The sequence below is a fragment of the Pseudonocardia nematodicida genome (assembly GCF_040105385.1).
GTDB classification, from domain to species: domain Bacteria; phylum Actinomycetota; class Actinomycetes; order Mycobacteriales; family Pseudonocardiaceae; genus Pseudonocardia; species Pseudonocardia nematodicida.
This window is the reverse complement of record NZ_JBEDNQ010000004.1, coordinates 325,927-345,872: the sequence shown is the minus strand read 5'-3', so window position 1 is coordinate 345,872 and position 19,946 is coordinate 325,927. Positions and strand designations below refer to the sequence as shown.

The following is a 19,946-nucleotide window of genomic DNA, read 5'->3' as shown; positions in this document are numbered from 1 at the left end:
CGATCAGTGTGGCAGCAGCCACCGACCGGATCGACCCGGCGAACCCGACCTTCCGGGCGTCCTTCGCGGCACGCCCCACCGCCTCCCGGCGCACCGGCGACCCGCGGCTACGCTCGCCGGACGTCCCCGGGCCCGGGACAGGCGACGCCGCCGGCCAGGCGCGGGACACCGACCGTCACCCGCGACCCCGAGGCCGTCTCTGCGATGACCACCGCCCCCACCGACAAGCCGGCCGTCTCCTACGGCGACCCGACCACCGGCGAGACGCTGCTGCAGCGGGTGATCCTGCCGCGCCCGGCCGACCCGGTCGCGGTGCGGGCGCTGTACCTCGACGAGCGGCCCGGAACCGCGCTCGCCCCGGTCGAGCCGCTGCCGGGCGAGCAGGACCGGCCGCTGTCGCTGACGGTGTCGACGGCCGGTGGGCGACGCACCCGGATCACCGGCCGGACCGGCGCGACCGTCCCGGCCGCGACCGAGGTCTCCTTCGGGGCCTACTTCAACGCCTTCGCCGCCGGCTACTGGCGGGCCTGGTCCACGCTGACCGCGATCGAGCTGCGGCTGGACCTCGAGGGCACCGGGCGGGTCGACGTCTACCGCACCAAGGCCGACGGGTCGCAGATCTTCGTGGCCGGCGAGGTCGTCGAGGGCCGGCGCCGGGTCACGATGGAGCTGGACCTGCGCCCGTTCGAGGACGGCGGCTGGTACTGGTTCGACCTGTCGACCGACGAGGGCGACCTGACGCTGCACGGCGGCGGCTGGCACGCGCCGCAGGACGCGCCCGGCCGGGCCGCCGTCGTCGTCGGGATGCCGACGTTCAACCGGCCGGGAGACTGCGTCGCCACGCTGACCGCGCTCGCGTCCGACCCGCAGGTGCTCGGCACGATCACTGCGATCATCCTGCCCGACCAGGGCACGCGGAAGGTCCGCGACGAGGCCGGCTACAGCCACGTCGCCGCCACCCTGGGCGACCGGCTGCGGATCGTCGACCAGCCCAACCTCGGCGGCTCCGGCGGCTATGCCCGGATCATGTACGAGGTCCTGCACGGGACGGGCCCGCACGCCGGGGGCATCGACTGCGAGCAGATCCTCTACATGGACGACGACATCCTGCTCGAGCCCGACTCGGTGCTGCGCGCGGTCGCGTTCTCCCGCTTCGCCCGCGAGCCGATGCTCGTCGGCGGGCAGATGCTGTCGCTGCAGGCCCGCTCGCAGCTGTCCACGATGGGTGAGGTCGTCGACCGCAACCAGTTCATGTGGAGGCCGGCACCGCGCACGGAAGCACACCACGACCTCGCCGAGCGGACGCTCCGCCAGACGCCGTGGCTGCACCGCCGCGTCGACGTGGACTACAACGCGTGGTGGATGTGCCTGATCCCGCGCCGGGTCGCGGAGGAGCTCGGGCTGCCGCTGCCGCTGTTCATCAAGTGGGACGACGCCGAGTACGGCCTGCGTGCCCGCGCCGCCGGCTACCGCACGGCGACCGTCCCGGGTATCGCGATCTGGCACATGTCCTTCATCGAGAAGGACGACTCGTCGGACTGGCAGGCCTACTTCCACTACCGCAACCGGCTCGTCGCGGCGGCCATGCACGGCCCGGACGACCCGACGGCGATGTTGCGCGAGACCTTCAAGCGGACGCTGCGGCACCTGATGCTCATGGAGTACTCGGCGGTCGCACTGCAGATCAAGGCCTTCACCGATTTCCTGGCCGGGCCGGAGGCGCTGTTCCCGAAGCTGCCGATCGTGCTCGACGAGATCCGCGAACTGCGCTCCCAGTACGACGACGGCCGCCCGCTCGACTCCGCGACCGAGGTGCCGGCGTCCGAACTGGACGCGCTCGGCGCCCAGCTGTTCCCGGAGCCGCCGATCGGGCGGGCGAAGGCCGCGATCGGGCTGGCCCGCGGGGTGCTGCGGAACCTGCGCACCCCCGACCCGGCGCTGCGCGAGCGCCCGCAGCGCAACGTCCCGTGGGCGAACGCCCAGTGGTTCGTGCTCGCCGGGCTGGACTCCGCGACGGTGTCCACACCGGATGGTCGCGGGGTGACGTTCCGGCGTCGTGACCCGCGGATGTTCACGCAGATGGTGCGCGAGTCGGCGAAGCTGCACCGCGCCGTCCGCGGCGAATGGGCCGGGCTGCAGGGCCGGTACCGGGCAGCGCGGCCGACGCTGACCGGCAGGGACGGTTGGAAGCAGATCTTCGAGTGAGTCCCGCCCCGGCCCGCCGGGGTCGGCTGCTCCTCTGGCTCGGCGCGCTGACCTGCCTGCTCGGGCTCGCGGCCGCGCTCGCCCCGGTGAACGCCGACTCCCCGCGTGTCAGCTGGCCGCGGGCCGAGGCCGATCCGGCCGCCGATCCGTCCACGGTGCTGCCGCTGTCGCCGTACCGGCCGCTGCAGCTCACCGTGACGCTGACCTGCGCCACGGTGGGCGCCCTCGGCGAGGGCGACGTGCTGCGCACGATGCCCGCGGCCGTCGAGGATCCGGTCACCGCACCCGGGTTGTCGATCACCGTCTCGGGTGGGGAGATGACGATCCGTTCCGGCCCGGACGAGCTGTACCGCGGCCCGTACGACGACGGCTGTGCGTGGATCCTCCACTCCGGTCCCGGGGGCACCGAGCTGAGCCGGGACGGGACCGTCGTCGCCGACCGGCCGGACCTGGCCCCGCCGCAGGTCGCCGAGCTCTCCACCGCACTCACCGGGCCCGCGCTCGACGGGATCAGCGTGCGGGTGGACACCGACGCCCGCTACGAGTCGTCGCCGACCCCGCTCAAGGTCTCACTGCTCGTCGCGCACCTGCTGGCGCTGGCCGCCACCCTCGCGGTCGCCGTCCGGACCTGGACCGGGCTGCGGCCGATCCTGCCCGCGCGTCCGCGGCCGGGGATCGCCGACGCCGTCGTCCTGGTCGTGACGCTCGCCTGGGCGGTGCTCGGGCCGGTCAACATCGACGACTCCTGGTACGCGCTGATGGCCCGCCAGGGTGCGGAGACCGGCACGATCGGCAACGCGGTCTACCAGTTCAACGTGACCGAGGCGCCGTTCACCAGCAGCCAGTACCTGATGCAGTTCTGGGGGACGCTCGGCGGCGACGCCGGTTGGGGACTGCTCTGGCAGCGTGCGCTGCCCGTCCTGTTCGGACTCGGGACCTGGGTGCTGCTGCGCTACACCCTCGCGGTGCTGGCCGGTCGTGCCGGGACGCTGCCCGGGGTGCTCGCGGCGCTCGCCGTCGCGCACCTGGCCTGGTTCCTTCCCTACGGGATCAGCCTGCGCCCCGAGCCGCTCGGCACGCTCGCCGCCGCCGGGGTGCTGCTGCTGGTCGCCGCCGCGCTGCGGACCGGTGCGGTCGGGCTGCTCGGCCCGGCGGTCGTCGTCGCCGTGCTGGGGGTGACGGCCGCGCCCGCGTCGCTGGTCGCCGCCGTCCCGCTGCTGCTCGCGCTGCCGCTGGTGTGGCGGCACCTGGTCGCAGCGGGCTGGACCGGCCGGGTCGGGACGGTCGCGGTGGCCTTCGCCGCGGCGAGCGTCGTCGTCCCGCTGGGGATGGCCGACCAGACCCTCGCCGACGTGCGCGAGTCGATCGCGGTGCACCGCTGGTACTACTTCCAGTACTCGTGGTGGCAGGAGATCGTCCACTACGCGAACCTGCTCGGACCCGACGACCAGGGCACCTGGGGACGACGCCTGCCGGTCCTGCTCACCGTCGCCGTCCTGGTGCTCGGGGTGGTCCGGCTCGCGACCCGGCGCGGCACCGGGGGACCGCTGGGCCGCGCGCTCGGTTTCGCGCTCGCCGCCACGGCGCTCGGGCTGGTCGCCGTCGCGCTGAGCCCGACCAAGTGGGTCAACCACTTCGGCGCCGTCGCCGCGCCGGCGACGCTGCTGCTCGGCCTCGCCCTGGCCCGCGGGCCGCTGCCCCGCCGGGCACCGCTCCGGCTGGTCGCGGTCGGCACGGCCGTCCTGGTGATCGTCGCCGCGGTGATCTACGCGGGGCCGAACCTGTGGCGCCCGTTCGGGGACTGGGGGCAGCCCTTCGGGGACCACACGGTGATCGACGCCCCGGTGCACCAGCAGTTCCTCGCCCCGCACCTCGGGCCGCTGTACCTGCGCAGCCCGCTGGTGTGGCTGGCCGTCGCCGCGGCCGCGCTCTGGTGGGCGCACCGGCGCCGGCGTGCCGGGCGGTCGTCCGGACCGGGTCCGGCGTCGGCCGTGTTGCGCACCGCCACGGCCGGTGGTGTCGCGTTGATGCTGGTGGTGTTCACGGTCGCGCCGCTGCAGCAGGCCCCCGGCGCGTCGGTCGCGTCGATGAACCTCGCCGCGCTCGGCGGGCAGCCGTGCGGGCTCGCCGACGCCGTCACGGTCCTGACCCCCGACGGCGGACCCGTCCCCGTCCCGAGCGCGCCGCCGGAGCTCACCGGGGTGATGCGCGACGGGCCGGCGCCGGACCGTGTGCCGCTGCCGGGGCCGTCCTGGCACACCGAGGACGCCGGCACCGGGGAGCTGCGTACCGGCTGGTTCGGCGTCCCGGCGGGGGCGGCGGCGGTGCTCGTGCCCGCCACCGGCGACCTGCGCGACGACCAGACGGTCACCGTCGAGGCGGGCACCGGCGCCGTCGGCGCCCCGGCGGCCACGGCCACGATCGAGCTCGACCTGCCCGGCGAGAAGGTGGCCGAGTGGACCGACCTGCAGGCCGACCTGGCCGCCGCCGGGCTGTCCGAGCCGGTCACCCAGGTGCGGCTGGACGTCGCCGACCGGATCGACGGCCCGGACACCTGGCTGGCCGTCGGCGCCCCGCAGCCCGCCCGGGAGCGGCCCGCGGCCGAGGTCATCGCCGACGCCCCGGTGTTCGCCGACCAGGCCTCGGCGCTGCTGTGGCCGTGCGTGGACCAGATCGCGATCCGGCACGGGATCGCCGAGCCGCCGCAGTGGCGGGTCCGCACCGGCGACGACCTGGAGGGCGCGACCTCCGACACCGCCTACTTCACCGACAACGGCGGCGCGCTCGCCGGGATCGACCGGACGGCGACGTTCGACGAGCTGCCGACCCGCCTCGATCCGCCCGCCGGCCGCGCGATGTTCGGCTGGGGGCACCTGGAGCGCGTGGTCTACGACCATCCTGTCGGCGGCTACGACCTGGAGGTCGGCACGGAGCGGCGGTGGGGATGGGAGCGGCTGCCGACCCTGGCCGACGTCGGGTACACGGGGCGGGACTTCCTGGGGTAGGCGCCTCCGGCCTATACGGTGCGAGCGTGCGGTTCTCCGTCGTCGACGTGTCCGACTGGGAGCCCGCACGCCCGGAAGCGGTCGGCCGGGAGGCGAAGGAGTGGATCCGGCCGCCGGGAACGCCGGAGAGCACCCGTGAGCACGACTGGCTGTTCAAACCGGTCGTCAAGCCGGCCAACGGGAACAGGCAGGGCGAGGACTGGGCGGAGAAGCTCGTTTCCGAGCTGGGGGCTCTCCTCGGCGTCCCCTGCGCTCACGTCGAGATGGCGGCTCGGGACGGACGCGCCGGATCGATCTCGCGCAACGTCGCTCCGGACGGCTGGAACCTTCTCCTGGGCTCCGTGCTGCTCGGTGCGGTCGATCCGGATTACGTCGAGGGCGAGCTCCGGCCTCCGGGCCGCCCCGGGCACAGTCCGGAGGTGATCCTGCGGGCGGCGGGGGACTGGGACCCACCGGCCGGTGTTCACGGTGTCGATGCGGAGACGGTGTTCGTCGGGTTCCTCGTGCTCGATGCCTGGGTCGGGAACCAGGACCGGCACGACCAGAACTGGGCGGTACTGCGCGAGACCACGCATCCCGGTCGCTTACGCCTCGCGCCCTCCTTCGATCACGCGAGCTCGCTGGGCTTCAACCTCCTGGACAGCAGGCGCACGGCGCTGCTCCGGAACGGGGTCGGCGGATTCGCCGCGGCCGCCAGGGCCCACCGCTTCGAACACGACCCGGGGGCGACGCGTTCGGAAATCCCGAGCCTGGTGGCGGTCGCCCGTGCGAGCCTGGAGCTCGAGCCTGCCGGGCGCCTCTGGCTGGAGAGACTCGAGGCCGTGTCCATGACACAGGTCGCCGACCTCGTCGCAGACATCCCGGGACTGTCGGACCCGGCCGCTACATTCGCGCTCGAGATGTTGCGGATCAACAGGGAGAGGTTGCTCGATGTCGGCTGACGTCCATTCCGTGCCATCGAGTGTCCCGGTGCGGCCTGCCCCTGAAGCCGGTCGCTCCTCGGGCTCCCTGATCGTGGCCTGGCAGCATCCCGATAGCCGTCTGATCAGTCCGGTGGGGCGGCTGGACCACGGACCGGGGGTTCGTTACCGCTTCCGGTACCTGCGCACGGCATCGGAGGTGACGGGTTTCCAGCCGTTCCTGAGCTTTCCGGAGTGGTCCGGGGACTACCGTTCGGAGCGGCTGTTCCCGCTGTTCTCGCAGCGGATCATGAGCCCTCGCCGGTCGGACTTCGCCGAGTACCTCCGGCAGCTCCACCTGGACAGCAACGCCACCCCGTGGGAACAGCTCTCCCGTTCCGAGGGGCGGCGCACCGGAGACACTGTGCAGGTGTTCCCCATACCCTCGATCGAGGCCGATGGCTCGAGCACCTGCTGCTTCCTCGCCCACGGAATCAGACATGTCACGGGCGGAGTCCTGCCTCCGCTCGAGCAGGGGGACCGGCTCGGGCTTCGCACGGACCCCGAGAACCCGGTCAACCCGATTGCGCAGGTGATCCTCAGCCCGAGCGGCGAGGATCTCGGGTTCGTCCCCGACCTCCTGCTGGAGCATCTCGCCGCGCTCGGGGACACCGGTCCGGTGACGCTGACGGTGGAACACGTCAACGGCCCGGACGCTCCGGCCCACCTCCGGTTGCTCGTCCGACTCGACGGTGTGGTCCCGGATGGCTACCGGCCGATGGCCGGACCTCGCTGGGAACTCTGGCCAGACCGACCGCGGCCGTTCGGGATACGTGATCGGACGTAGGCCGATCCCGGGATGGCTCGGGGTCGGCACCCGATGATCGCCTCGACCGGCGCGGCGAGGATCGGATCATGCCCTCGACCCGGACCTGGCGCCGTATCACCGTCTGGCTGCACGTGCTCACGTCGGTCGGCTGGATGGCGCTGGCCGCGTCGCTGTCGGCCTCGCTCGCCCTCGCCGTCACCACCGACGATCCCGCGCTGCGACACGGCGTGCTGCTCACCGCGCACCATCTCGACGGCGTGCTGCTCGCGCCGCTGGCGGCCGGCTCCGCGCTGACCGGGATCGTCCTCGCCGCCGCGACCCCGTTCGGGTTCTTCCACCACTGGTGGGTGGCGGTGAAGTTCGCGATCACCCTGGTGCAGCTCTACGTCGGGATCTTCGTGCTGTCGTCCGCGCTCGGCGACGCGCTCGCCGACCCGGCCGCGGCACCGACCGGATCGCTGGTCGCCGCGAGCGCGCTGATGGCGTCGGCGATCGCGTTCCAGGCGTGGGTCTCGATCGACAAGCCGTGGGGGCGCTCGCCGTGGGGCGAGCGCCGGCCGAAGCCGGTGGCCGGGCCGCGGTGGATGTTCGTGGCGTGTTCGGTCGCCGTCGTCACCGACATCGGGCTCGCGTTCGCGCTCGGGCACCCGATGCCGGTCGCGGCGATCGTCGTCCTGGTCGCCGTCCTGGTCGGGCGGCGGCCGCGTGCCGTCGGAGCGCGCGGCCGGGCTGCCCCGCTCGCGTCGTCCGGCGGATGAATCCGCCGAGATGCAGCTCCGGGTCGTTGCCGGGACGCGCCGGCGACCGTGGTCTGCATCTCGATGCGGAGCGGTCCGGCGAGGGACCGGTCAGGCTCCGTCGTAGAGCCTGGCCCAGGTGTCGCGGGCGGTGAGCCGCGGCTCGGCGGCCTTCCAGGCCCGGGCGGCGCCGGGGCCCTCGGCGTACAGCCGGCGCACCGTGCGAACTCCGCGCTTCGAGAGCTCGCGCAGCCGCTCCCGGTCCCGGGTCCGGATCCGGACGCCGGTCTCGGCCATGTCGGTCACGATCGCCCGCTCGAACAGCGCGACGTGCCACCAGTGCGCCTCACCGGCGGGCACCATCCCGGACCGGAACGGCACCCGTCCGGACGCCTGCATGACGGCGCGCTTGAGCCAGGTCAGCAGCATCCGGCTCGGCTCGCCCCCGGACAGGTGCACCACGCTCTCCCGCGGGTCCGGTCCCAGCTCGGCGATCGGCACCGGGGTCGTCTCGGGGTAGGCCGCGCGGATCCGGCGGATCTCCGCCGCGGCGGCGGCGGAGCCGTCGTCGAGGATCTCCGGACCCCGGAGGAAGTCCTCGACGGCGGTCAGCAGCGTCGCGGCCAGCCCGTACTGCATCGCGACCAGGTACTGGGCCAGCAGCTCCACCACCGTCGTCGTGACGGTGCGCCGGTCGAACCCGGTCCGCAGCGCCGCGGTGATCAGGCCGTTGCGCTGGTTGAAGTAGCGGTGCCACTCGTCCCAGTCCTTCCAGCCGAAGTCGGCGTGCCACACGCCGGCGCCGGGGAGGGAGACGGTCGGGAATCCGTGCTCGCGGGCGCGGTAGCCGAACTCGACGTCGTCCCACTGGAAGAACAGCGGCAGCGGGTAGCCGATCGCGCGCACGATCGGCGCCGGGATCAGGCAGGACCACCAGCCGTTGTACTCGGTGTCGACGCGGCGCTCCTGGACCATCGGCAGCTGCCGCTCGTCGCGGCCGAGCAGGTAGCCCTCCTCGAGGGCGCCGGGCACCGGCTTGCCGACCCGCAGCCGCTCCGGCTCGGCGTACTCGGCGGTGATGTGCACGTGCCCGGGGTGCAGCAGGTTGAGCATCTGGCCGCCGACGATCGTCGGCCGCTCGGTGCAGGCGGCGAACCCGGTCAGTCGGACGACGATCTCCGGGTCGAGCAGCACGTCGTCGTCCATCAGCAGGACGTCGTGGTCGTCGGCCGGGTCCCCGGCGGTCGCCTCGTAGAGCCCGCGGGTGAACCCGCCCGCGCCGCCGAGGTTGGGCTGGCGCACGTAGGCCAGCCGGTCGCCGAACGCCTCGGTGATCGTCGCGAACCGGTCCCGGGACTCCAGCGGGTCGCTGCCCTGGTCGACCACCCGCACGAGCTCGACCCGGTCCAGTGCCACCGGGTCGTCGAGCAGCGCCTGCAGGGTGTTCAGGCAGTCGGAGACCCGGTTGAAGGTGCAGATCGTGATCGAGGTGGGGCGGGGCGGACGCGGTACGACGACCGACCACTCGACGTCGGACACGGTCAGCTCGCCGGTGTCGGTGGCGAACTCCAGCCACATCCCGCCGCCGTCGAGGAACCGGTCGATCGCACCGGTCAGTGTCACCGGGCCGGGCCCGGCGACCTCCGCGGTGTCCACCGCGCGGGCCACCTTGTTGGTGTCCGAGGCCATCAGCCACACCCGGCCGCGACCGCTCGCGGCCAGGTCCACCCGGACGTCGGACACCGCGGTCCAACGCTGCCAGTACGTGGCGTGCAGCCGGCCCCAGTAGGTGTTGGTGACGACGTGGGTGGCCGGGGTCAGCTCCAGCCGGTTCCGCTCGCGTCGCGCCGCGCCCCTGAGCACCTCCGCGTAGAGGTCCTCGGGGACGAGTGCGGTCGGACCCGTGAACGGTCCACGTTGGACGATCAGGCGTCCCGGCCGGGGATCACCGGCGCGGGTCTCGGTCTCGCCGTGGGTGGACCGGGCCGTGTCCAGCATCTCTCTCCGAGTGCCTCTCGTCGTGGAACGTGTGTCGTACAGGTCGGGATCGAGTCTGCCGTCACCTCAGCCCGGGAGTGGACCCGGGTCACCCGGTGCGGCACCGATCTCACCCACCTGTTGCCACCCCCACATGGTGCGCTGATCCCGTTGCACCGGCGCGGGAACGGCATTCGGGACATACGGCTCGTAGATCCGGAACTGGCCCCAGTCGAAGTCCCACTCACCCGGCAGGTAGGTCGGCAGCACCCGCTCGGCGGCGACCATGTCGGTCCAGCCCAGCGGGCCGCCACCGGAGGCCGAGCCCCACTCGTCGCCGACCGAGCGCTGCTGGGTGTCGGCCAGCAGCCGGAACGCCGGCACGTCGGCGATCCCGGCGTTCACATCGAAGCGGCGCAGACACGGGTGGACGAACGCGGTCGGCCAGTCCAGGTAGCCCGGCCGGCCCGCCACGACCTCGGTCAGCGGGGTCAGCTGCGGAACCCGCGGCTGTGCGACGGCGATCCAGGCGTTCGGCCCGATCGCACCGTCGGTCGCGACGACGCGCACCCGGTCGGCCTCGGCCGCCGGCGTGCCGCTGAGGTCCAGCCGGACATCCCGCCAGGCCCGGCCACCGGCGGCCGTCCCGGCCGGGTCCGCGGTACTGGTCACGGTGCCCGCGTTGCCGTCCGGGACGACCTGCTCGACGACCCGGCCGCCGTCGGCGAACTCCAGGGTCAGTGTGTTGCCGCCACCGATCGCGCCGGCGACGCCGAGCACCAGCGGCGCCTCGCCGGTGCGGGCGGCCTCGGGCAGTGCGTACCAGCCGGAGCGGTACTCGCCCGTGTGGTCCGGGTCGCCCGACCAGCTGCCGAGGACCGGGCCACCCTGCGGGCCGGTGCCGCGCACACCGGGCAGCTCGTCACCGGTGCCGTCGCGGTCGCGCAGCGAGCCGGGGCCGGTCGGCGGCAGCCCGTCCGGCCGGAAGCCCTCGACCAGCGGGGGCTGGTCCAGCGGGCCGGGCGCAGCGGGGCGCAGCACGCCGGCGGCCGGGTCGGTCTCGACCAGCAGGCGTCCGGCGAGACCGCACCGCGACCCGGTCGGGTCGGTGATGATGTCGGCGCCCAGCGAGTAGGAGCCCACCTGTTTCTCCAGGCCCTTGGCCAGCGAGGCGACCTGGAACAGCACCATGAACGCGCAGATCAGCGCGACCGGGGCGGAACCGAGCCGGACGGCCTGGGCCTGGCCGATCCGCCGCCGTCGCGACCCGCCCGTCGACGCACCGGCGACCACCGGGCGGGGGACGTCCGGTGTCCGCAGATGCTCGACGAGCCCGACGACCAGCGAGACCGCCGCGAGCCCGAGCAGCAGTGACGTCGCCGCGAACCCGTTGACCGACGGCGCCTTGTCGAACCACGGGACGCCCCAGTTCGAGACGTACCACCAGGTGTTCGGCCCGGTGAACGCGAGCGCGGTCACCGCGAGCACGGCGGACAGGAACAGCGCCTGGTTGCGGCGGGAGCGCAGTACACCGGTGCTGGTGGCGAGCGCGGCCAGCGCGGCGACGCCGGCGCCGAGCGCGGCGAAGGCGCCGAAGTGGTGGGTCCACTTGGTCGGGGTCAGCGCCAGCACCGCGAACGACAGCACGGTGCTGCCGAGCAGCCGCCGGGAGAACCCGAGCGCCGCGCCGGGGATCCGTCCGCGGCGCAGCAGCACCATGGCCGCGACCGCGAGGCACGTCAGGAGCAGCAGCACCGGGAAGCGCCGCTGAAGGGAGCCGTCCCGGGAGTCGGTGAACAGTAGCTCGTACCGGTAGATCTCCTGGTACCAGGGCAGGTTCGGGCCGAGCTCGGTGCGGACCCGGGTCGCCTCGGAGATGGTCGCCCAGGTCTGGTCGCCGAACACCGCGACCAGCACGACGAGCCCGGCGGCGAGCAGCGGCGCCAGCGTCGGGACCCAGCCGGCGACGCGGGCCCGTTCGGTGAACAGCCGCAGCAGCGGGCGCGCCGCGGCCAGGAACGGGGCGAGCGCGATCAGCCCGGTCGGGGTGGCGGCGACGGCGAACGCGCCCGCGATCAGCGCCCCGGCGACCGGGGTCAGCCGGCGGACGGCCAGCGCGCGTTCCAGCAGCACGAACGACAGCAGCGCCGCGATCACGACGACGCTCTCCGGGCGCAGGCCGTTGTCGAACGGCAGCCAGAAGCACAGGAACACCCCGGCCGCCGCCCAGCCGGCGGAGCGGCTGCGGCGGACCCGGGTGCCGAGCCGGGGCAGCAGCACCCGGCTGATCAGGAACCAGGACGCGATACCCATCGCCAGCGCGGGCAGGCGCAGCCACAGCACCGCCTCGGAGACCCCGCTCCACAGCGAGTAGAGCTGGTAGAACCAGCCGAACGGTGCCTCGGGGGAGTTGAACCAGCGGTAGTAGTTGCCGATGTAGCCGGCCGCGTCGTTGCCCCGGGAGATGGCCAGGATGTAGCCGTCGTCCGAGGTCATCGAGCCGATCACGGCCCACACCGCGAGGACGCCGACGACGACGGCGTCGCGCACGGTGTCCCGGCCGCGCAGCGCTCCGGACAGCCGGCGGCCGTGCACGATCCGGCGGCCGTCGCGCTCGTCGAGCCGGCGTAGGTAGAACAGGCAGCCGGCCAGGGTCAGGACGGCGAGGACCCCGGCGGTCGTCTTGAGCCAGCCCGCGGAGCTGTCGTAGCGGTTGTCGGCGTCGAACGAGACCGAGGTCGCGCCCATCGGGTCGGTCCGGGCGTCGAGGTCGGAGTAGACGCCGACGATCTGCGGGCGGACGTCGCCGTCCTGCTCGTACAGCGTCCGCCCGTCCAGGGTCACGGTGGTGGACCCGCCCGTCGAGGTCACGTCGAGCGTGCCTCCCGAGCCCAGCGGCTCGTCGACGATGCGCTGCCCGCGGTTGTCGATCGTGAGCAGGCCGCCGTCGACGCCGATCCGCATCCCGACGGTCTCGCCGTAGTCCGCCTGTTGCGGCACCGTGGTCAGGACGGTCGCGGGGCCGGGTGTCCGGTCGTCGAGGCTGCGGATCGCCGTGTCGTCGATCGAGACCTGCAGTGACTCGGGGCGGTAGGCGACCAGCGGTGCGTCGAGCGGCGCCGGGCCGGTCTCGGCGTTCGGCCAGGTGACCGTCGCGGTGGTCTGCTCGACCGGCAGGAACGGCACGGCCAGCGCCAGCACCGCGGAGATCAGGCCGAGGCAGGCGGCGACCCACCGGTCCGCGCGGCGGGAGCCGAGACGCTCGGCGGGGGTCCCCCGCCGATGGTCGAGCTCCGAGTCTGCGGTCAACACGCCGCCGAGGCTAGACAGGCCTTCGGGATCGTTCCCGACGGCCCCGCGGGTGTTGCCGCGCCGGGTTTCGCCCGGCCGGGGCCTCAAGTCCCGGCTCTACCGACGGTGATCACTGTGTGTCACCGGATGCGACATTCGGGCTCACTTCGGGTGTCACCGGTGACGGTGATCGGGACCTCTCGTTGGCCCCTCACGTGAGCATCCGCACTTCCGAGCGCCCCGCGTCCGAGCCCGCCGTCGCGGCCGGGCCGGGTGTCGCCCGTACCACCCTCGACCGGGGCGGACGTCCGGGCGGCGGGTCCCCGGCGGGGCGCGGCGAGGTGCACGCGCTGACCGGGCTGCGGCTGCTCGCCGCGCTGTGGGTGGTCGCGTTCCATTTCCACTTCACCCCGCTGGCCGGGGTCGCGGTGGTCAGCGACTGGCTCGGCCCGCTGGTCACGGAGGGTGCACTCGGGGTCGACCTGTTCTTCGTGCTGAGCGGATTCGTCATCGCCTGGACCTACCTCGAGCAGCTCGGTCCGCGGTTGCGGGCCCGCGACGCCGGTGAGTTCGTGTGGGCCCGGGTGGCGCGGATGTGGCCGGCCTACGCGGTCGTGTTCCACCTGTTCGGGGTGTGGCTGGTCGCCCGCGCGCTGTTCGGCTCGGGCGACGAGATCGCCTACCAGGCGGTCCAGCCGGAGCTGAGCGTCGGCGCCTGGCTCGAGCAGGTGTTCCTGGTCCAGATGTGGACCCAGCCGTACCTCGACGGCGCGTCCTGGGTCGGCCCGACCTGGTCGGTCAGCGCCGAGTGGCTGGCGTACCTGTTGTTCCCGCTGCTCGCGGTGGTCTTCTTCCGGCTGCGCCGGCTCCCCGCGGTGGTGCTGGCGGCCGGCTCCCTGCTGTGCCTGACCCCGATCGCGGCGGCGTTCGTCGTCGTCGGGTCGCCGTACTACCCGTACAGCTGGCTGGTCCGGATCCTGTGCGGGTTCTCCGCGGGCGTGCTGGCGATGCTCGCGGTGCGCCGGATGCGCGAGACCGAGCGCGTCCGGGCAGCCGCGTCGTCGACCGCCACGGTGGCCGCCGCGGCCGTGCCGTTCGTCCTGCTGGCCGGCGGCGTGCACGGCGGGGGACTGCACGGGCTCGCCGTGCTGCTCTTCCCGGTCCTGATCGGCGCGCTCGCGCTCGCCGACCGCGGACCGGTGCACCACCTGCTCACCCGACCCTCCGTCGTGCACGGCGGGCGCATCTCGTACGCGCTCTACCTCGTCCACATCCCGATGTTCGAGATCTTCTGGCTCCTGAGCGACTCCGGTGTCCTCCCCGCTGGCGGGGAGACCGGGCACCTGATCGCGCTCACCGTCTTCGTGGGGACCCTGCCCGTGGCACACCTGCTCTACACCCTCGTCGAACAGCCCGCCCGTCGCTGGATGCGTGGCCTGCCCTCCCGCGCCGCCGCGGCGCCGGCCCGTCCCACTGCTGCTCCGGCGCAGGTCGAGACCGCCCCTCCGGCGTACGTCGACACCGAGGCGGCGCGGCAGGATCCCGTGACGTCGGCGCTGCCGGTCGCCGTGACCCGGGAACACACCGCTGTGGACAGCTCTGTGGACGGGTGCGTCCGGCGGCCCGTCACGACGGACGACGCCCGGGTCGACCCGGAGACGGCCGTGCTGCCGCGGATCGACGACGAGCCGGTGCCGGAGGCTCTTCCGGTCCAGGCCGGCCGCGGGCCGGGGGGCCGCACCGAGCCGGCGCGGGACGTCGTGCCGGCCGGGGCGGACCCGGTCGACGCCGAGCCGGCTCCGGTCGGGGTCGCCGGCGCGGCCACGGCGGTTCCGTCGCCGGTCGCGTCCGGGTGGGCGCCGGCGGGCCCGGTGCCGGCCCAGCAGGTGCCGGACGGGGTGGTCGCGGCCCCGCACGCGCCGGACGGGGTGGTCGCGGCTCCGCACGCGCCGGCGGAGGTGCAGGTCGTGGCGGAGAACGCCGCCTGGCCGGTCGTGTCCGGGTGGGCACCGGACCCCTCGCTGGTGGCCGACCCTGCTCCGGCCGGATGGTTCGAGCCCGCCGCCCCGGTCGTCGCCGAGGCCGTCCCCGTCGCTCCGATCGCTCCCGCGCCCGTGCCGGTGGCACCTGTCGCCGCCGGGCCCGCCCCGGCCGCGCCGGTCGCCGGCGAGCCCGTGCGCGTCGCTCCGGTCACCGCCCGGTCCGTACCCGACGCGCCGGTCGTCGCCGAGCCCGTCCCGGTTCCCGCCGTACCGGCCCGGACGGCTCCGGTCGTGCCCGGTGCCCGGCCGGCTCCCGCCGTGACCGAGCCGCGACCGACGCCCGCCGTGACCGGGGCCGGGCCGGCCGCCGTCGTCCCGGTGGTGACCGGGTCCGTCCCCGGCGGTGCCGCCGAGCCCGGCCGGGGCGGTGCCGCGGAACCCGCCCCGGGCGGCGTCGCGCCTGCCGGTCCGGTCGCCGAGCCCGAGCCGAACCCCCCGGCGAGCGAGCCGCAGCCGGCCGAGCCGGAGATCGTGCCGGTCCTCCCGCTGCCGACGTCGCCGGTCCGGACCCCGCGGCACGTCGAGGAGCCCGCGGCCCCGGCCGCGGCGGAGACCGGCCTCGACATCGATCTGGACGGCGTCCCGGACGACACGACCCGCCGGATCCTGCGCCGGCTGGCCGTGGCCCGCGCGGCCGGGTCGGGGGACCGCGCCGACCAGGGGCTGTGCGCCGACCTGGTGGCCACCGCGCTGCTGCGCGACCGGCGGTTCGGCGACGACGTGCTCGTCGACGGTCCCGGCGTGTCGACCGGAGCCCACCGGATCGAGCGGCTGCGCGAGCTGCAGGTCGCCGCGCGCGAGCTCGCGGGGGAGGGCGACGGTCGCGGCGGCGTCGTGCCCGCGCCGCGCGCGCTGCGCTCGGCGGCCGCGCTGCCGGGCACCCGCACCGGGGTCGAGCACTGCGGCCGGGCCGCCCGCCGGCGCGACGACGCGCACGGCAGCGCCGCCACCCCGATCGTCGCCGCCTCGGCGGCAGCGGCCCGGCGCCGCCGGAAGCGGCCCGCGCACGGAGCCTGAGCACCGGGCCCGGGCCGCCCTCGTCCCGGGGCGGTCGGGAAGGATGGGGATCGATGATCCCCACCACCCCGCCCGGTTCCGACCTGCCGGGCCCCGCACCCGTCGCGCCGGAGCGCGCGGCCCTGCACTGGTTCCTGCGCCTGGTCCACAACATGGTCGGCCGGGGGCCCTACCTGGACGTCGCGGGTACCGGCGGCGCGATGCTCGCCGGTCTCGCCCGGCTGGGTCCGGCGGCGGGACTCGCCGGATCCGACGCCGAGGCCGCGGCGATGCGGGAGGGTGCGCCCGGCTGCCCGGTGCACCACGCGATCGACGAGCTGCCCGGTCCGGTCGCCTCGCTCACCGCCGTCGAGGTGCTGGACCGGCTGCCGGACGCCGGCCTCGACGGCGACACCGGCCCGGGCGGCTGGTTCCGCGCGCTGGAGCCGGGGGGCTGCGCGCTCGTCGTGGCCGCGGATGCGGAGGGTCGCGGCCGAGATCTCGCCGGCGCCCGGTGGTTGCCGCCGCGCGTGCCCCGGGGGCACGTCCGGATCCGGGAGATCCTCGTCGAGCGCGGGTTCGAGATCGTCCGGGAGGGGTCGGACGGGCTCACCGCCGGCCCGTACGGCGGTATCCCCACGCGGCTCGACCCGCGCACCGCCCCGGCCCGGGCCCAGCGTTCCTCCGGCCGGATGACCCTGGAGGTCGGGGCAGGCGAGCGCGCCGTCCTGATCGCCCGCCGCCCCTGACCCCACGCACGATCTGCGGACACGCGCGCCGGATGCGAGAACGCGCTCCCGATCCGGCGCGTGTTCGCGTCGGTCGTGCGCGCGTCGAGCCGGTCGGGGAGGCAGGATCGCCGGTATGACCGATGTGCTGGCACTGGGGCCCGACGAGCTGCTGACCACGACCCGATCCGTCCGCAAGCGCCTGGACCTGGATCGGCCCGTGCCGATGCCGCTGATCCGGGAGAGCCTGGAGGTGGCGCTGCAGGCGCCGAGCGGGTCGAACCGGCAGGGGTGGCACTGGATCGTCGTCACCGACCCCGGGAAGCGGAAGGTGATCGGCGACTACTACCGCGAGGTGTTCACCGCCTACCGCAACTCGGACGCCTACCCGGCCAACCGGACCTGGGGCGACGCCGACCGGGACGCCACCCAGAACCGCGTCGCCGACAGCGCGTCCTACCTCGCGGAGCACATGGCCGACGTCCCGGTGCTGATCATCGGAGCGCTGAAGGCGTCGGCCGAGCTGCCCGCGTCGAACCAGGCCGGGTTGTGGGGGTCACTGCTCCCGGCCGCGTGGAGCCTGCAGCTCGCGCTGCGCGCCCGCGGCCTGGGCAGTGCGTGGACCACCCTGCACCTGCAGTACGAGAAGGAGATCTCCGCGCTGCTCGGTATCCCCGACGACGTCCGGCACGGCGTCCTGCTGCCGGTGGCCTACTACACCGGTGAGACCTTCAAGCCGGCCAAGCGCCAGCCCCTCGACGAGGTCCTGCACGTCGACACCTGGTGACCACGGCCCGGCCCTCGCCCTCCGGGCTCCGGCTGCCCGGCCTCCGGCTGCCCGGCCTCCGGCTGCCCGGCCTCCGGCTGCCCGGCCTCCGGCTGCCCGGCCTCCGGCTGCCCGGCCTCCGGCCGCCCCACTCATGACGCTTCAGTTCGGTATGGCCGAACTAAAGCGTCATGAGTGGGGGGCCGGGAGGGTCAGATGGGGAGCTTGCGGAAGATCGGGCGGGGGACGTGGCGCAGTGCGCTCATCACGAAGCGCATCGGGGCGGGGGCCCAGACGAGCTCCTTGCGGTTGCGCACCGCGTCGGTGATCACGTCGGCGACCGCCTCCGGGGTGGTCGCCAGTGGCGCGGCGTCCAGGCCTTCGGTCATCTTCGTGCGCACGAAGCCCGGCCGGACGATCGTGACCCCGACCCCGCTCGGCCGCAGCGCCTCGGTGAGGCCGGTGTAGAACGCGTCCATCCCGGCCTTGGTGGAGCCGTAGACGAAGTTCGACCGCCGGGCCCGCTCGCCGGCGACCGAGGAGATCGCCACGATCGAGCCGTGGCCCTGCTCGCGGAAGCGCTCGGCCAGCGCGACGCCGGTGGACACCGTCGCGGTGTAGTTGACCTGGGCCAGCTCGACGGCGTGGTCGACGTCGGTCCAGCCCTTCTCGTTGTCGCCGAGCAGCCCGAACGCGACGATCGCGACGTCGACGTCCCCGCCGGCGAAGGCCTTCTTCACGACCTCGGCGTGCGTGTCGATCTTCATGGCGTCGAACTCGACGGTCTCGACGCCGCAGCCGAGACCCTCCAGTTCGGTGCGGGCGGCATCCAGGCGCGGGCCGGGGCGGGCGGCGAGCACGACCCGCATCGGGCGGTCCGCGGCGAAGGCACGGACGGTGGCCAGGCCGATCTCGGAGGTCCCGCCCAGGAGGAGGATGCTCTGCGGGTTGCCGACTGCGTCGATCATGGTGGGGAGAACTCCAGGTCTACAGGGTCAGGCGCAGGCGCCGGGACATGTCGGAGGCGAAGACGCCGGTCGGGTCGGCGGCGTCGCGGGTCGCCTTCCACTCGTCGAACCGCGGGTAGCCGGCGGCGAAGCTCTCCGGCGACGTCCGGGACTCCTTGGCCAGGTAGAGCCGGCCGCCGGCGGCGAGCACCATCTCGTCGAGCTCGGCGCAGAACCGGGACAGCCCGGGCGCGATCGGGAAGTCGACCGTGATCGTCCAGCCCTGGGTGGGGAACGACAGCGGGGCGGCGTTGCCCTCGCCGAAGCGCTTGAACACGTTCAGCCCGGACTTGTGCGGCGACCGCGAGATCTTCTCGACGATCCGGCGCAGCGCCGCCTCCTCGCCCGTCGGGACGACGAACTGGTACTGCAGGAACCCCTTCGACCCGAAGATCCGGTTCCACTCACCGAACAGGTCGAGCACCTGGTAGAAGGCGGTGATGTTCTGCACCGAGCCGCGCTGGCGTCGCGGGGCCTTGCGGAACCACAGCTCGGAGAACGCGGTGAGCGAGAGCTTGTTGGCCAGCCCGTTCGGGAAGACGTCCGGGAAGGTCAGCAGCTGCGGCGCGTCGAACTTCAGCGGGTCGGCCTTCAGCTTTGCCGGGAGCTGGTCGACGGTCGCGAGCGAGCCACGGGTGAGCACCGAGCGGCCCGTCCTGGCGCCGGTCGAGGTGGTGTCGAACCAGGCCGCGGAGTAGCCGTAGGTGTCGTCGGAGCCGTCGGTGAGCAGCTCCAGCAGGCCGTCCAGGTCGTCGGTCCGGTCGGTGTCGACGACGAAGTACGCCGACTCGGTCCGGTGCAGCTGCACCTTCGCGCGGACGATCACGCCGGTCAGGCCCATGCCGCCGACGGTGGCCCAGAAGAGGTCGTCGCCGGGGGTGAGCTCGGTGACCGACCCGTCCGCCAGGACGAGCTGCAGCCAGGTGACGTGGTTGCCGAAGCTGCCCTTGGTGTGGTGGTTCTTGCCGTGCACGTCGGCGCCGATCGCGCCGCCGATCGTGACCTGGCGGGTGCCGGGCAGCACCGGGACCCACAGGCCCAGCGGCAGTGCGGCGCGCATGAGCTGGTCGAGACTCACCCCCGCATCGACGTCCGCGACGCCGGTGTCCGGGTCGATCGCGTGGATCCGGTTGAGCGCGGGCATCTCCAGGACGGCGCCGCCGGCGTTCTGCGCGGGGTCGCCGTAGGAGCGGCCGAGGCCGCGGGCGATGATCCCGCGCTCGCTCGCGGTGCGCACCGCCTCGGCGACGTCCTCGACGCCCTGGGGGGTGACGACCTGCGCGAGCGTGGGTGCGGTCCGTCCCCAGCCGTGCAGGGACTCGACCCGGCGCGGCGGCGACCCGGTCCTGATGCTGCTGGTGGGGGCGGTGGTGTCCGACATCGTGGCTCAGGCTACCGAGGGGGCGTTGCGCACTCGTGAGTGGTTGTCGTGGCCAGGACCGCGATAACCACTCACGAGCCCGG

Annotated in this window: 12 protein-coding genes; 8 read left to right on the top strand and 4 right to left on the bottom strand. The window is 74.2% G+C overall.

Annotation, left to right across the window (positions count from 1 at the left end; translation table 11 throughout):
- Window positions 1-204 precede the first annotated feature (204 nt).
- The 5 genes from WIS52_RS12010 (at window position 205) to WIS52_RS11990 (ending at window position 7,696) form a co-directional block, all read left to right on the top strand.
- Complete coding sequence (locus tag WIS52_RS12010) at window positions 205-2,205, top strand: glycosyltransferase (RefSeq protein ID WP_349298262.1); 2,001 nt, start codon at window positions 205-207, stop codon at window positions 2,203-2,205.
- A complete protein-coding gene (locus tag WIS52_RS12005) occupies window positions 2,202-5,210 on the top strand; it encodes an arabinosyltransferase domain-containing protein (RefSeq protein ID WP_349298261.1) in 3,009 nt (1,002 codons plus the stop codon). Before WIS52_RS12010 ends, WIS52_RS12005 begins: the two co-directional genes overlap by 4 nt.
- A 26-nt stretch (window positions 5,211-5,236) precedes the next feature.
- Window positions 5,237-6,151, top strand: coding sequence for a HipA domain-containing protein (locus WIS52_RS12000; protein WP_349298260.1), 915 nt, complete (start codon window positions 5,237-5,239; stop codon window positions 6,149-6,151).
- A complete protein-coding gene (locus tag WIS52_RS11995) occupies window positions 6,141-6,956 on the top strand; it encodes a hypothetical protein (protein ID WP_349298259.1) in 816 nt (271 codons plus the stop codon). Before WIS52_RS12000 ends, WIS52_RS11995 begins: the two co-directional genes overlap by 11 nt.
- 68 nt (window positions 6,957-7,024) lie before the next feature.
- Window positions 7,025-7,696 carry a hypothetical protein gene (locus WIS52_RS11990; protein WP_349298258.1) on the top strand — a complete coding sequence of 224 codons (672 nt, stop codon included), beginning with the start codon at window positions 7,025-7,027 and terminating at the stop codon, window positions 7,694-7,696.
- A gap of 90 nt (window positions 7,697-7,786) precedes the next feature.
- Here WIS52_RS11990 and WIS52_RS11985 read toward each other — a convergent pair whose 3' ends face one another.
- On the bottom strand, window positions 7,787-9,673 hold the full coding sequence (locus WIS52_RS11985) for a glycosyltransferase (RefSeq protein ID WP_349298257.1): 1,887 nt from the start codon (window positions 9,671-9,673) through the stop codon (window positions 7,787-7,789).
- Window positions 9,674-9,739: 66 nt separating this feature from the next.
- Window positions 9,740-12,964 (bottom strand): arabinosyltransferase domain-containing protein, encoded by a 3,225-nt coding sequence (locus WIS52_RS11980; protein ID WP_349298256.1) that lies wholly within the window; start codon window positions 12,962-12,964, stop codon window positions 9,740-9,742.
- 194 nt (window positions 12,965-13,158) lie between these two features.
- Between WIS52_RS11980 and WIS52_RS11975 the strand changes: the two genes are divergently transcribed.
- The 3 genes from WIS52_RS11975 to WIS52_RS11965 all read left to right on the top strand — a co-directional run bounded on the left by WIS52_RS11975 (window position 13,159) and on the right by WIS52_RS11965 (window position 17,496).
- Entirely contained in the window at window positions 13,159-16,002 is a 2,844-nt protein-coding gene (locus WIS52_RS11975; protein ID WP_349298255.1) for an acyltransferase family protein, read from the top strand.
- Window positions 16,003-16,055: 53 nt separating this feature from the next.
- Window positions 16,056-16,730 (top strand): class I SAM-dependent methyltransferase, encoded by a 675-nt coding sequence (locus tag WIS52_RS11970; RefSeq protein ID WP_349298254.1) that lies wholly within the window; start codon window positions 16,056-16,058, stop codon window positions 16,728-16,730.
- A 115-nt stretch (window positions 16,731-16,845) separates the two neighbouring features.
- A complete protein-coding gene (locus WIS52_RS11965) occupies window positions 16,846-17,496 on the top strand; it encodes a nitroreductase family protein (protein ID WP_349298253.1) in 651 nt (216 codons plus the stop codon).
- 191 nt (window positions 17,497-17,687) lie between these two features.
- Here WIS52_RS11965 and WIS52_RS11960 read toward each other — a convergent pair whose 3' ends face one another.
- Together WIS52_RS11960 and WIS52_RS11955 are read right to left on the bottom strand one after the other, a co-directional pair.
- On the bottom strand, window positions 17,688-18,443 hold the full coding sequence (locus WIS52_RS11960) for a decaprenylphospho-beta-D-erythro-pentofuranosid-2-ulose 2-reductase (RefSeq protein WP_349298252.1): 756 nt from the start codon (window positions 18,441-18,443) through the stop codon (window positions 17,688-17,690).
- A gap of 19 nt (window positions 18,444-18,462) precedes the next feature.
- On the bottom strand, window positions 18,463-19,863 hold the full coding sequence (locus WIS52_RS11955) for an FAD-binding oxidoreductase (protein ID WP_349298251.1): 1,401 nt from the start codon (window positions 19,861-19,863) through the stop codon (window positions 18,463-18,465).
- Between the last annotated feature and the right edge of the window lie 83 nt (window positions 19,864-19,946).

Bases quoted from the DNA above. Each gene is read 5' to 3' on its own strand.
- WIS52_RS11990 (WP_349298258.1), top strand. From the start codon at position 7,025: ATGCCCTCGACCCGGACCTGGCGCCGTATCACCGTCTGGCTGCACGTG.
- WIS52_RS11965 (WP_349298253.1), top strand. From the start codon at position 16,846: ATGACCGATGTGCTGGCACTGGGGCCCGACGAGCTGCTGACCACGACC.
- WIS52_RS11955 (WP_349298251.1), bottom strand. From the start codon at position 19,863: ATGTCGGACACCACCGCCCCCACCAGCAGCATCAGGACCGGGTCGCCG.
- WIS52_RS11995 (WP_349298259.1), top strand. From the start codon at position 6,141: ATGTCGGCTGACGTCCATTCCGTGCCATCGAGTGTCCCGGTGCGGCCT.
- WIS52_RS11985 (WP_349298257.1), bottom strand. From the start codon at position 9,673: ATGCTGGACACGGCCCGGTCCACCCACGGCGAGACCGAGACCCGCGCC.
- WIS52_RS11970 (WP_349298254.1), top strand. From the start codon at position 16,056: ATGATCCCCACCACCCCGCCCGGTTCCGACCTGCCGGGCCCCGCACCC.
- WIS52_RS11960 (WP_349298252.1), bottom strand. From the start codon at position 18,443: ATGATCGACGCAGTCGGCAACCCGCAGAGCATCCTCCTCCTGGGCGGG.
- WIS52_RS12010 (WP_349298262.1), top strand. From the start codon at position 205: ATGACCACCGCCCCCACCGACAAGCCGGCCGTCTCCTACGGCGACCCG.